This window comes from Pontibacter ramchanderi, from assembly GCF_002846395.1.
GTDB lineage: Bacteria > Bacteroidota > Bacteroidia > Cytophagales > Hymenobacteraceae > Pontibacter > Pontibacter ramchanderi.
The window spans coordinates 841987-854447 of sequence record NZ_PJMU01000001.1 but is presented as its reverse complement, the minus strand read 5'-3'; the positions used below and the strand labels follow the sequence as shown (position 1 = coordinate 854447).

Genomic DNA, 12461 nt, shown 5'->3' with positions numbered 1-12461 from the left:
CTATTTGTTTCATAGTTTCAGTGCAAGTTACTTGGCAATGCGTGCCAGTGGTCTGTGCTACAGGGCTCATACCTGTGAACGAGCAACAATTGGTTCCCCGCCTTGGACAAGGAGGGGTTAGGGGTGGTTGGACCAGGTATGGCAAGGAAAAAAGCTACTAAGTTATACTTTGAAGTTAGCAGTATCAGGATTCCCCTCTGGGGGTAGGGACCCTCTATAAAGGGAGGGGCAGGGGTGTGCCAATCGCTTGCTAAAGTCCTGTAAATCCTTTCTAATCCCCGAAATCCTGATTCAGACAAGCTATGCCTGATTCCTTTCACCAAAAAGCCGCACTCTGGTATAACAGGCCCTCCCCAATGCACAGCAGGTCCTTAAGCCTGGTGGTGTAGCAAGGCGACTTCTTTTCGCACTTGAGCTGCCAGGGGCGGGTGGTGCCCTGGGCGGCGCTCGTGACCGTATCGCGGCCCCAGGCGCTGTTGAGTTTGTCGAGCGTCTGCATCAGGCGCTGGTGCTTGTCGCGATCCACGGTGTCGAGCAGGCTGGTCTGCACCTGGTTCTGGGGCCGCAGTTCCGACACAATCACACCGCTCTTTTTGTAACGGTAGCCCTCGCGGTAAAGCGCCTGCAGGGCCAGTTTGGCGTAATGCAGCAGCTCCAGGGTGCTGTTGGTAGCAGTGGGCAGGGCAATGGTCTTGCTGTTGAAGTACTGGGCGTCCGCCTCCCGAAAGCGGTTGGTCTCTAGGAACACGGTAATGGCGCCCGCGCAGCTTCCCTGGCGGCGTAGCTTGGCGGCGCAGCGGGAGGCGTAGTTGGCCGTGGCCTCCTCCAACTGCGACAGGCTGGTAACAGGGCCTCCAAAGGAACGCGACGTGCAGATGTGCTGCTTGTTGGGGGCCACTAGCTCCAGGTCCTGGCAGGGCTCGCCGCGCAGCTCCCGCACGGTGCGGAGGCCCACGACGGTCAGGTGCTTTTTGGCAAAGGCCTCGGTCACGTTGCGCAGGTCCAGGGCGGTGTGGATGCCGAAGCCTGCCAACTTGCGGGCATAGCGCCGCCCGATGCCCCACACGTCGCCCACCTCTGTTCGGCGCAGCGCTTCCTGTATATGCCGCTCGTCGGTCAGCACCAGCACCCCGTCCGCCTTCTTCGATTTCTTGGAAAGCCGGTTGGCCAGCTTGGCCAGCGTCTTGGTGGGTGCTACGCCCACCGACACCGGTATACCTGTCCAGGCCTTTGTCGTGCTCCGCATCTCCCGTGCATACTCGTTCAGGTCGCGGCCGTAGAAGTTGCCCAGGTCCAGAAAGGCCTCGTCGATGGAGTATACCTCGAGGTTAGGCGTGAACTGCCCCAGCGTCTGCATCACCCGCGCCGACATGTCGCCATACAAGGTATAGTTACTGCTGAAAACCTGTACGTTGTGTTGCTCTATGATATCCTTTGCTTTAAAGGCAGGCTCACCCATCTGTATGCCCAGCGCCTTGGCCTCGTTGGACCGCGCAATGATGCAGCCGTCGTTGTTGGAGAGCACCACGATGGGCTTGCCCTCTAGCTTGGGGTCGAATACCCGCTCGCAGGACGCATAGAAGTTGTTGCAGTCCACGAGGGCGAAAAGGCTAGTCATGGCTGCCGTTCACTTTGTGAAGCGACCACACCACCACGCCCCAGGGTTTAAAATCCATCTCCTCGGTGATCTCCACCGGCGGGTATAGCTCGTTGGCAGGCTGCAGGTATAGCCGCGGGCCTTTCTGCAGGAGCCGCTTTACGGTAAACTCGCCATCCACCACCCCAATGATGATGTGCCCGTGGCTGGGCTTAAGGGAGCGGTCCACCACCAGAATGTCGCCGTCGTGCAGGCGGGCGTCGCGCATCGACTCGCCCCGCACCCGCACCAGGTAAGTGGCGGTCGGGTTTCGGATGAGTACTTGCTGCAGGTTGATTTTATCTTCCAGGTAATCCTCAGCCGGTGAGGGGAAACCTGCTGCCACGTAGCTTTGGCTGATCGGGAGTTCGAGCAGGTCGGGTAAGTCCAGCGGTACAATCTCCAGGTGGTCGGGCAGGGTGTTCATAGTATAGGCTTTTTCCATAGTGCTGTCTCGTTCAGTTTCTCTTGTAGAATATCGCTCAAATATATATAGTATTTGCTAATATAATTATCATTTGTACTAAAATTTTTAGCATTTGGTTGTGTGTTGAGTCTAATGCCCGGAGCAGGTGCCGGTGAAAGTGCCGAAGTTGGCCAATGTCCACGCAGTGAAAAGTGCGGTGTCAGCTGATGGAATGCGTCCTGTGTTGTAGAATTCGGGTAAAGTGTTGCGCTCTGTTGAGAAAATGTTGCCGACGTATAGCTGTTGTGCTATTTATGCGTTTAAGTGCAGCGTACTTTTAATCATTCACCTTATATGTTTAAGACCCTTTTAGAAAAAACGAAGCGTGTATACCTGTTGCTGGTGCTCGTGCCCGCGCTGGCACTAACCGCCTGTGACAAGGACAAAGAGGATGACGCCAACCCCAGCCTTGCGCTCAACCGGAAAGCAGTGGGAGAGAGCGCCCGTGATCTGCTCTCTGCTGAGAAATACGGCAAGGTCATAGTGGAGCTGCAGTATGCGCAGGGATTTGAGCCTACTGCAGCCGCTGTCAGCAACCTGCGCACTTGGATGGAGAAATACCTGAACAAGCCCGGCGGCATCATCCTGAAACAGGCCGCCATCCCGGCGCCCGGCAAAAGCTCCTATACTGCCCAGGACCTGGCAGGCATCGAGGAAAAGTACCGCACGGAGTACACTCGGCCTGATACGATCGCGGTCTATTTCTTCTTTGCCGACAGCAGGTATGCAGAGGACACCGACAACAGCAAGGTGCTGGGAGTGGCTTACCGCAATACGTCCATGGCCTTGTTTGAGCATACAATTCGCGGTATGTCAGGGGGCATCGGGCAGCCAGACAGAACAAAGCTGGAGAGCATTGTGATGCAGCATGAACTGGGGCATATCCTGGGATTGGTAAATGCCGGCACGCCCATGCAGCAGAACCACCAGGATGCGCCGCACGGCCGCCACTGCGACAACAGCAAATGCCTGATGCACTATACTGTGGAGACGGGTAGTGTGGTGCAGAACCTGTTGGGCGGCTATACCCCGGTGCTGGATCAAAACTGTATCAACGATCTGAAAGCCAACGGTGGGAAGTGATTTAATTGAAGTTTTACATTAAGATGCGGCTCCTGACTTATGCACAGGAGCCGCACTCGTTTTCAGAGGTGTGGTGCCCTGCCTGTCGTCTATTGTTCGGTTGCCAGAGGGACCAGTGTTTTTAGCAACAGGTCTTGGCGGAAATTGCGCGGTAAAGCCTTATTTTTGAGGAAACGCAATGCCATATGATACAACGCAGCACACGGCTCGATGCGGTTCACTACGAACTGTGCGGGCCTATATACGAGAAGGCAAAGGAGCTGGAGCAGGCTGGCCATCATATCACCAAACTGAACATCGGCAACCCGGCTCCCTTTGGCTTTGACGCCCCCGAGGCGGTCACCCGAAGCATCGTAGACAACCTGCGCCATGCCCAGGGCTATTCCGACCACAAAGGCATTTTGCAGGCCCGTGAGGCCATCCGGAACTACTACACAGCCAAAGGGATAGCCGGCATTCATACCGATGATATCACGATTGGAAACGGTGTGAGCGAGTTGATCCTGCAGGCGGTGCAGGCACTCCTCAACAACGGCGACGAGGTGCTGGTGCCCTCGCCGGACTATCCGCTGTGGACGGCGGCCGTGCGCTTTTCGGGCGGCAAAGCCGTGCACTACCTCTGCGACGAAGCCTTCGACTGGAACCCCGACCTGGCTGATATCAAAAGTAAGATCAGTAGCCGCACCAGGGCCATCGTCATCATCAACCCCAACAACCCGACCGGTGCGGTATACGCTCCGGAGCTGTTGCAGGAGCTGGTAGAACTGGCGGCCGCGCACAACCTGGTGCTTTTCTCGGACGAGATCTACGACAAGATCCTCTACGATGAGGTGGAGTACCGATCCACGGCCACCTTTTCGGACGAGGTGCTGACGGTGACTTTCAGCGGCTTATCCAAAAACTACCTGGCCGCTGGTTTCCGGGCGGGCTGGATGCTGGTGAGCGGCAACAAAGCCAAAGCCGGGAGCTACATTGATGGCCTGAACACCATGGCCAGCCTGCGGGTGTGCAGCAACGTGCCGGCGCAGTTTGCCATAGCCGCCGCCCTGGAGGGGCCACAGCACATGCAGGGTCTGGTGCTACCCACAGGCAGGCTCCGCCAACAGCGCGACCTCTGCTACGAGAAGCTGACCGCTATACCTGGCATTACCTGCGTGAAGCCCAAAGGCGCTTTTTACCTGTTCCCGAAGATCGATGTGAAGAAGTATGCCATTGCCGATGACCAGGCTTTTGTGCTGGACTTTCTGCGGGAGCAGCATGTGTTGCTGGTGCAGGGGAGCGGTTTTAACTGGCAGCAGCCCGACCATTTCCGCATCGTATACCTGCCGGAGCTGGACGAACTGAGCCGGACCATGGACAAACTGGCCTTTTTCCTGCAAACCTACCGGGGAACAGGTATAGTGCCGCAGCAACAGCTAGCAGAGTCGCTGTAGGTATGCCCAATTGATATAAATCAGAAAAGGCTCCCGCTAAAGGAGCCTTTTCTGATTTATGAGATTGCCTGTCAGGTATAGCGGTCACGCTGCAGGTATAGCAAGGTATAGCACGGCGGGAGCTTGTCAGGTATAGCTTATTCTGCCAGGCAGGCTTCCTGCTGGTAGGCTTTCAAATCTGCGAGGAGCGGGATCAGGCGATCAATGGTTACGTGGTCCATGACCACCACTTTGTACCAGTTGGCGTCGTGGTGATTGTCCGGCACGAGGCCATACTGGCTGGCGATGCCCTTGTTGAGGTGCTCGCTGCGGATCGTGATGATGTTGGAATAGGGGTTGCGGTAATAGGCTATACCTGCCTTGTCGAGCTCAGCGGCCAGCCAGGCGGCGCGGTTGAGCAGGGTGGTGGTCTTCTCCTCCCAGCCGTAGCGTCCGTAAGTCATCAGAATCATCCAGACGGCAATGGCGTTGGCGCCGGAGCGACTGCCGATCAGCGTGAAATCTTCTCCCTCCACGTAGCTGGCCTCCTTGGTGTTAGCGTGTTGCATAAAGCCTTTCCGGATCAGAAAGATGCCTGTGCCATAGGGAGCCTGCACCATCTTGTGCGCGTCCAGCGTGACGGAAGTAACGTATTTGTTCTGGAAATTGAGCGTGTTGTCGGGGTTGGTGAACGGGTAGATAAAGCCACCGAAAGCGGCATCCACATGGATCATGAACTGGCAGTTATTGGCTTCAAGTGCTGCTGCATATACCTCGGCGTTATCCACTGATCCAAACATCGTTGTCATCATGTTGGTGACCACAATAAAGTGGCTTTTTCCTTTCGCTTTCTGCGCTGCGATCATCTCCTGCAGGTGCTCTTCGTCGATAGCGCGCGTGTTGTCATTTACCTGTACCATGGCGATGTCGAGGTCGAACACATTGGCAGCCTTGCTCATGGAGTAGTGGCTGTCGCGGGAGCACAGAATGCAAATGCTGTCGTTGCGCACGCCATCGCGGTTGCGGAAGTAGTTGCGGTAGATCCAGATGGCCTGCAGGTTGGCCTCGGTGCCGCCGGCCGCCACATAACCGTCGCAGCTGCCTGGCTCAGCTTTCAGAATCTGCTCTGCGCACAGCCCGATCAACTCGCGCTCGATCTGGTGCGTACCCCTGAAAAAGGACTCGGACTGACCCAAGGTATGGCAGCCAATGTGATTGGGGTTGTGGATCAGTGCCGTCAGGAAAGGGGCGTCTTTCAGAAAGGGAGCATCCTGGTAAAACACCTTGTTGTCGAGGTGGGAGCCCGGGATGCCCAGTATGTTCTCGTCGTAGAAATTCACATTTTCCTCCAGGGCGTTGAACACGATGGTCCTGATCGTCTCTTTATTCAGTTTGGTCCACTGTTGCATACTCGTAAACAGGATTGAATAGTAAATGGCGGGCCTTGCCGGTGTGGCGCCGCGCTGTTAAATGGCATGCAAATATACGACATCCGGCAGACATGCCCTCTGCGGAGCAGCACCGACCGCTCTCTTTTGAGACTGCGATTTACGAAAGCAGGCACCTGAAAACAATGACATAAATCATATAGAAGTCAGAGGATATTGCTGAAAAAATGTTGGGAACTGAACAAAATAGTGTTTTACTTTGTGATGTTAAAGTAAAGCTATTATATTGAGTCCTGTTCCTATACCTTAATGAAGATGCGCTATGGTTACCTTTAAAGAATTAAAGAACGATCTGCCGGCAGGTATTGTGGTATTCCTGGTCGCAGTGCCCCTTTGCCTTGGCATTGCCATGGCTTCCGGTGCCCCTTTGTTTTCAGGCATCATCGCCGGTTTTGTAGGGGGTATCGTCGTCACGCTTATAAGTGGGTCACAGTTAGGGGTGAGCGGACCGGCGGCAGGCCTGGCCGTTATTGTGCTGCATGCCATCGAGGGCCTGGGCAGCTTCGAGGTGTTTCTGTCTGCTGTGGTGCTGGCCGGTGTCATGCAACTGGCGCTTGGGTTTCTGAAAGCAGGAAGCATCGGCTACTACTTTCCTTCCTCGGTTATCAAGGGCATGCTCTCGGGTATAGGGGTGATCATTATTCTGAAGCAGATTCCGCATGCCTTTGGCTACGACGAGAGCTACGAGGGTAGTGTGCACTTTATGGAGCCTAGCGGCGAAACTACCTTTTCGCTGATCCTGGACTCGCTGCGCTATGTATCGCCGGCGGCGGTTATTATCAGTGTGCTTTCCCTGCTGGTGCTGATTTTCTGGGATACGGTGCTGTCCAAAAAAGGGAAGATTTTTCAGATCGTGCAGGGTCCGCTTGTTGTGGTTGTGCTGGGTATTGTGCTGAACCTGGTGTTTCTGAACATGTTCCCGGAAATGGCGCTACGGGCCAATCACTTGGTGGAATTGCCGGTGGCCAGTAGTGTAGGGGGCTTTTTCCAGCAGTTCACTGCGCCTGACTTTAGCCGCATTTTAACCTACGAGGTGCTGATGCTGGCGGGTACGCTGGCGGTGGTGGCCAGCCTTGAAACCCTGCTCTGTCTGGAGGCGACCGATAAACTGGACCCGCAGAAACGCATCAGCCCGGCTAACCGCGAACTGAAGGCGCAGGGGGTAGGCAACATTGTGTCGGGGTTGATCGGTGGCCTGCCTATTACCCAGGTGATCGTGCGAAGCTCGGCCAATATACAGTCAGGCGGCCGCACCAAGCTCTCGGCGCTTATTCACGGCGTGCTTATCCTGGCCAGTGTCATTGCTATACCTGGCTTGCTCAACCTGATCCCGTTGGCCTCGCTGGCTGCCATTCTGTTTGTGGTGGGTTATAAGCTGGCCAAGCCTGCCCTGTTCAAAGCCATGTACCGTGGCGGCTGGAACCAGTTCCTGCCTTTTGTCGTGACCGTGCTGGCCATTGTGTTCACCGACCTGCTCACAGGTATAGCCATCGGTATGGTGGTGGGCATCTTCTTCATCCTGAAGAGCAGCTACCAGGTTTCGCATAAACTGCAGACAGAAAAAACAACGACCGGAAAGGAGAAGTACCGCATCGTATTGGCCGAGGAAGTAACGTTCCTCAACAAAGGCAACATCATGGAGGCGCTGCGCAAGGTGCCTAAAAACACGGAGCTGGAAATCGACATGTCGCGCTCGGCTGTGGTGGACCCCGACGTGCTCGAACTGATCGAAAACTACAAAGACACGGCCCAGAGCAAAGGCATCGACCTGCACATCAAGAAAACCGCAGAAGACGAAAAGCTGCAATACGAAGGCGCGAAGTTCTAAAAACATCCGACCTTTGCTGAGCACGTTGCTCGAACACATTACCACATGATTCAAAAAACATTTAAACCCATGAGAACACAAAACAAAGAAACGCAGGCACAACTAACCCCACAGCGTGCAAAAGAGATCCTATTGGAAGGCAACAAGCGCTTTGTAAGCAACCTGAAAGTAAACCGCAACCTGTTGCAGCAGGTCAACGAAACGTCGGCGGACCAGTTTCCGTTTGCCATTGTGTTGAGCTGCATCGACTCCCGCACCTCGGCTGAGCTGATCTTCGACCAGGGGTTGGGTGACATCTTCAGCACCCGCGTGGCCGGCAACGTTGTGAACGAGGACATACTGGGTAGCATGGAGTTCGCCTGCAAAGTGGCTGGCTCTAAGCTGATCGTGGTGTTGGGCCACAGCAGATGCGGCGCCATAAAAGGAGCCTGCGACCACGTAGAGATGGGCAATCTGAGCACCTTGCTGCATAAAATTGAGCCTGCTGTTAATGCAGTGGATTATGATGGCGAGCGAAACTCCAAGAACAGCGAGTTTGTGGAAAAGGTGGCCGAGACCAACGTGGTATGGGCAGTAGGTGAAATTAAGAAAAACAGCCTGATTCTTCGCGAAATGATAGAAAAAGGCGAAATTGGCATTGTAGGCGGTATGTACGATGTGGAAACCGGTATCGTCACCTTCTACGACGACGTTGAAAACATGACTGAAGCACTGCATGAAGAACTTGCTGGCAAATATTAAGATCAAAGTAGAGGAGAAGGTATACCTCAAAGACCCGGAGGCTTCGGAGAAAGGACGCGATATTATCAAGTATGGCATCCTGCTGATCGATGAACTGGGGCTGGAGGCCTTCACCTTCAAAAAACTGGCCGAACGCATCAACAGCACCGAAGCCACGATCTACAGGTACTTCGACAGCAAGCACATGCTGCTCTCGTACCTGATCTCGTGGTACTGGAACTGGCTGGAGTACAGGCTGGTCTTTGCCATCAACAACATCGACTCGCCTGAGGAACGCCTGCGCATTGCAATCGCCATCTTGTCTGGCCGGATTGAGAACGACATGGACTTTGAGCACATCGACGAGACAACGCTGCAGCGTATTGTGGTGGCCGAGTCGGCCAAAGCCTACCTCACCAAGTCGGTGGATGCTAACAACAAGGAGGGTTTCTTTTTGAGCTACAAGCGCCTGTGCAAACGCATAGCCGATATCGTGCACGAGATCAACCCGGACTATAAGTATCCGGCCACACTGGTCTCTACCGTTGCCGAGAGCGCGCACTACCAGAAGTTTTTTGCCCTGCACCTGCCTTCGCTCACCAACATCAACCAGGATGGCAGCGCACTGGAAGATTTCCTGACACACATGGTATTCAAATCGATCGAAAAATAGACCGATGCGGTCAACTGCTTTAAAGGATGGCACAGGCGATCGCGCCTTGCCATCCTTTTTTCGTTTGGGGCCTGTCGCCAATTTATCTATAACCCGTAGGCCCTGTTTTGCATACACTAAATTGGTATAACAAACAGAGCCTATGAAAACCAGAAGTATTTTATTGAAGAGCCGTCCGCAGGGCATGCCTACGGAAGAGAATTTTGAGTTTAGCGAAGAAGAGCTTTCCGGCCTGCAGGAGGGGCAGCTCCTGCTGAAATCGCTCTACGTGTCGGTAGACCCGTACATGCGCGGCCGCATGAGCGACGCCAAATCCTATGTGGCACCCTATAACCTGAACGAGCCGATTGCAGGAGGCGTGGTGGCAGAGGTAGTGGAGAGTCGCCACGACAAGTTCAAGGCTGGTGACGTGGTGCTGGGTAACCTGCCGTGGCAGACCTACAGCATCTCCGATGGCAAAGGCCTTCGTCCGCTGGATACGGAGCTGGCGCCGCTGAGCTATCACCTGGGTATACTGGGTATGCCAGGCATGACGGCCTACTGCGGTTTACTGTATATTGGTGAGCCCAAAGAAGGCGAAACAGTCGTCGTGTCCGGTGCGGCCGGTGCGGTGGGCACCGTAGTGGGGCAGATCGCAAAACTGAAAGGCTGCCGTGTGGTAGGTATAGCCGGCTCCGAAGACAAAACAGCCTATCTGATGAACGAACTAGGTTTCGATGAGGCCATCAACTATAAGACTGCTTCTGATATGCGGAAGGCTTTAGCAGCTGCCTGCCCCAACGGAGTGGATATTTACTTCGACAATGTGGGCGGCGGGATATCGGATGCCGTGTACAGCCTGCTAAACAAATTCGCCCGCATTGCGGTTTGTGGACAGATCGCGCTTTACAATGCCACAACTGTTCCGACCGGTCCGCGGGTAGAGCCCATCCTGCTGAAAAAGAGCGCTTTGATGAAAGGGTTTATCGTGAGCGACTATGCCTCACGCTTCCCGGAGGCGGCCAATGAGATGGTAAGCTGGCTAAAAGCTGGTAAATTGCAGTACGAAGAGCATATTGTAGAGGGCTTCGATCAACTGCCACAGGCCTTCTTCGGCTTGTTCAAAGGTGAAAACACGGGCAAGCTGCTTGTGAAAGTGGCAGATATTAACACCCATTAATTAGCACATTTACTTTTATGAACAATTTCACTTTCTATAACCCGGTCAAAATCCTGTTCGGCAAAGGGCAGATCGCTGCGCTTGCTACCGAAGTACCAGCCGATGCGCGCGTGCTGATGGCCTATGGTGGCGGAAGCATCAAAAAGAACGGGGTATACGAGCAGGTGCTGGACGCCCTGAAGAACCACAAAGTAGTAGAATTTGGGGGCATTGAGCCGAATCCGCGCTACGAGACGCTGATGCATGCCGTGGAACTGTCGAAGCAAGAGCAGGTAGACTACATTCTGGCCGTAGGCGGCGGCTCTGTCATCGACGGCGTTAAGTTCATTGCGGCAGCTATACCTTTCGAGGGTGGCGATCCCTGGAAAATCTGCTCGGAAAAGGCGCCTGTGACCAAGGCCATCCCGTTCGGGGCGGTGCTGACGCTACCGGCGACGGGTTCTGAGATGAACTCTGGCTCGGTGATCACGCGGGAAGAAACGAAACAAAAGCTGTCGTTTGGTTCGCCGCTTACGTTTCCGAAGTTCTCTATCCTCGATCCGGAGACGACCTTCTCGCTTCCTTTGCGCCAGCTCAGCAACGGCATCGTCGACGCCTTTACGCATGTGCTGGAGCAGTACCTGACCTACCCGGTGAACGCACCGTTGCAGGACCGCCTGGCCGAGTCGATCCTGATTACGCTAAAAGAGGAGGGGCCGAAAGCTTTGCAAAACCCGACCGACTACGACACGGCTGCCAATATTATGTGGTGCGCCACCATGGCCCTGAATGGTGTAATCCGGGTAGGGGTGCCAACCGACTGGGCCACCCACATGATCGGCCACGAACTAACCGCCCTGCATGGCATTGACCATGCGCGCACCCTGGCCATTGTGCTGCCCTCGCTGCTGCGCTACAAGCGCGACACTAAAAAGGAGAAGCTGCTACAATACGGTGAGCGGGTATGGGGCGTGACAGAAGGCAGTGAAGAGGAGCGCATCGAAACCACTGTGCAGGCCACTGTCAATTTCTTTGAATCGCTGGATATCCGCACCAGACTGAAAGACTACGAGGTGAACCAGTCTACCATAAAGGAAATTGTGAGGCGCTTTGAGGAGCGCGGTGTGAAGAACCTGGGCGAACGGGCCGACATACAGGTGGCGGATGTGGAACAGATCCTCCGCATGAGCCTGTAGCGCAGGTATAAGCAGGTATAGAAAAGGGCACGTATGCATCATACGTGCCTTTTTTTGTTTATAAAAGTATAGAAACCAAAGCTTAAGCCACGGCTTGCGCTTTTTTCTCCAACCGGGCTTCCTCAAACGAATTGGCTTTTTCAAAAAGCGAATCGAGGCGCAGGAGGCGGAATAGGCGCTCGGTGGTGGCATTCATATCACAGAGCACAACTTTCACGTCCTGTTTGCGGATTTTGAGCAACTCGCTCACAAAAGAACAGATGCTGCTATTGGTCAGGTGCAGGCGGTCTACGTGCGAGCAGTCGATCCAAAGTTCTTTGGCGCTGCCTGTGGGGGCTTCTCTAATTTCCTGAAGGATTCTATCGAGTGCCTGCTGTTTCACAAGACCCTTAACAAAGAAGATATGGCGATTCTGGTGCGTGGTGTGGTTGGTAATTTCCATGGCGACATCCCTTAAAAGATTTAACATATAAAGGAGGGTGCTGTGACAGCAGGGGAATCCTTTATTAAATACTATAAATTTGTGTTCAAGCTATTGTGTTTGTATTGTATTTTTAAAGTACGGTGTGATTGGTATATAGTTATTTAGTTTTCAATAAATTTAGTTAATGGTTTAATTGACTGTTCTTTTAAGAAAAGGTGGCATTTGTTTACGTGTGGATTAAGTGGTTTAAATTTGGATTTATCTTATAAATATTTTTTGTAATATACTTAAGTATTCGTTGAATAGCGACATATTAGAGTTGGTTGCTGGCAAAGGCACAGCGGTAGGTGATTTGGTGACTGCTTTGATTACTTGCTTGATACAAAAGCTTAGGCCAACTGGTAATTGAAGCATAGAACACAGTGCACCCAGCCAGG

General features: G+C 53.8%; 11 protein-coding genes. 7 read left to right on the top strand and 4 right to left on the bottom strand.

What is annotated here, in order from left to right:
- Nucleotides 1-316: 316 nt before the first annotated feature.
- Nucleotides 317-1618, bottom strand: coding sequence for a Y-family DNA polymerase (locus BD749_RS03625; RefSeq protein ID WP_101442997.1), 1302 nt, complete (start codon nt 1616-1618; stop codon nt 317-319).
- Complete coding sequence (locus BD749_RS03620; protein WP_101442996.1) at nt 1611-2081, bottom strand: LexA family protein; 471 nt, start codon at nt 2079-2081, stop codon at nt 1611-1613. The genes BD749_RS03625 and BD749_RS03620 overlap by 8 nt, the downstream gene beginning before the upstream one ends.
- A 315-nt stretch (nt 2082-2396) precedes the next feature.
- Between BD749_RS03620 and BD749_RS03615 the strand changes: the two genes are divergently transcribed.
- Nucleotides 2397-3185, top strand: a complete 789-nt coding sequence (locus BD749_RS03615) for a zinc metalloprotease (protein WP_101442995.1) — start codon at nt 2397-2399, stop codon at nt 3183-3185.
- Nucleotides 3186-3370: 185 nt separating this feature from the next.
- Nucleotides 3371-4618, top strand: a complete 1248-nt coding sequence (locus BD749_RS03610) for a pyridoxal phosphate-dependent aminotransferase (protein WP_101442994.1) — start codon at nt 3371-3373, stop codon at nt 4616-4618.
- Between the two features lie 137 nt (nt 4619-4755).
- Here BD749_RS03610 and BD749_RS03605 read toward each other — a convergent pair whose 3' ends face one another.
- Nucleotides 4756-6006 carry a pyridoxal phosphate-dependent decarboxylase family protein gene (locus BD749_RS03605; protein ID WP_101442993.1) on the bottom strand — a complete coding sequence of 417 codons (1251 nt, stop codon included), beginning with the start codon at nt 6004-6006 and terminating at the stop codon, nt 4756-4758.
- A gap of 301 nt (nt 6007-6307) precedes the next feature.
- Between BD749_RS03605 and BD749_RS03600 the strand changes: the two genes are divergently transcribed.
- The 5 genes from BD749_RS03600 to BD749_RS03580 all read left to right on the top strand — a co-directional run bounded on the left by BD749_RS03600 (nt 6308) and on the right by BD749_RS03580 (nt 11600).
- Entirely contained in the window at nt 6308-7873 is a 1566-nt protein-coding gene (locus BD749_RS03600) for a SulP family inorganic anion transporter (protein WP_101442992.1), read from the top strand.
- Nucleotides 7874-7942: 69 nt separating this feature from the next.
- Entirely contained in the window at nt 7943-8614 is a 672-nt protein-coding gene (locus BD749_RS03595) for a carbonic anhydrase family protein (protein WP_101442991.1), read from the top strand.
- Nucleotides 8589-9266, top strand: a complete 678-nt coding sequence (locus BD749_RS03590; RefSeq protein ID WP_101442990.1) for a TetR/AcrR family transcriptional regulator — start codon at nt 8589-8591, stop codon at nt 9264-9266. The genes BD749_RS03595 and BD749_RS03590 overlap by 26 nt, the downstream gene beginning before the upstream one ends.
- Nucleotides 9267-9408: 142 nt before the next feature.
- On the top strand, nt 9409-10425 hold the full coding sequence (locus BD749_RS03585) for an NADP-dependent oxidoreductase (RefSeq protein WP_101442989.1): 1017 nt from the start codon (nt 9409-9411) through the stop codon (nt 10423-10425).
- 17 nt (nt 10426-10442) lie between these two features.
- Nucleotides 10443-11600: an iron-containing alcohol dehydrogenase gene (locus BD749_RS03580; protein WP_101442988.1), complete on the top strand. Its 1158-nt coding sequence runs from the start codon at nt 10443-10445 to the stop codon at nt 11598-11600.
- An 82-nt stretch (nt 11601-11682) separates the two neighbouring features.
- Here BD749_RS03580 and BD749_RS03575 read toward each other — a convergent pair whose 3' ends face one another.
- Nucleotides 11683-12042: an STAS domain-containing protein gene (locus BD749_RS03575; RefSeq protein ID WP_101442987.1), complete on the bottom strand. Its 360-nt coding sequence runs from the start codon at nt 12040-12042 to the stop codon at nt 11683-11685.
- Nucleotides 12043-12461: the final 419 nt, after the last annotated feature.

Coding starts and splice junctions, on each gene's coding strand:
- BD749_RS03625 (WP_101442997.1), bottom strand. CDS start 1,618: ATGACTAGCCTTTTCGCCCTCGTGGACTGCAACAACTTCTATGCGTCC.
- BD749_RS03590 (WP_101442990.1), top strand. CDS start 8,589: ATGAAGAACTTGCTGGCAAATATTAAGATCAAAGTAGAGGAGAAGGTA.
- BD749_RS03600 (WP_101442992.1), top strand. CDS start 6,308: ATGGTTACCTTTAAAGAATTAAAGAACGATCTGCCGGCAGGTATTGTG.
- BD749_RS03615 (WP_101442995.1), top strand. CDS start 2,397: ATGTTTAAGACCCTTTTAGAAAAAACGAAGCGTGTATACCTGTTGCTG.
- BD749_RS03580 (WP_101442988.1), top strand. CDS start 10,443: ATGAACAATTTCACTTTCTATAACCCGGTCAAAATCCTGTTCGGCAAA.
- BD749_RS03575 (WP_101442987.1), bottom strand. CDS start 12,042: ATGGAAATTACCAACCACACCACGCACCAGAATCGCCATATCTTCTTT.
- BD749_RS03605 (WP_101442993.1), bottom strand. CDS start 6,006: ATGCAACAGTGGACCAAACTGAATAAAGAGACGATCAGGACCATCGTG.
- BD749_RS03595 (WP_101442991.1), top strand. CDS start 7,943: ATGAGAACACAAAACAAAGAAACGCAGGCACAACTAACCCCACAGCGT.
- BD749_RS03610 (WP_101442994.1), top strand. CDS start 3,371: ATGATACAACGCAGCACACGGCTCGATGCGGTTCACTACGAACTGTGC.
- BD749_RS03620 (WP_101442996.1), bottom strand. CDS start 2,081: ATGGAAAAAGCCTATACTATGAACACCCTGCCCGACCACCTGGAGATT.
- BD749_RS03585 (WP_101442989.1), top strand. CDS start 9,409: ATGAAAACCAGAAGTATTTTATTGAAGAGCCGTCCGCAGGGCATGCCT.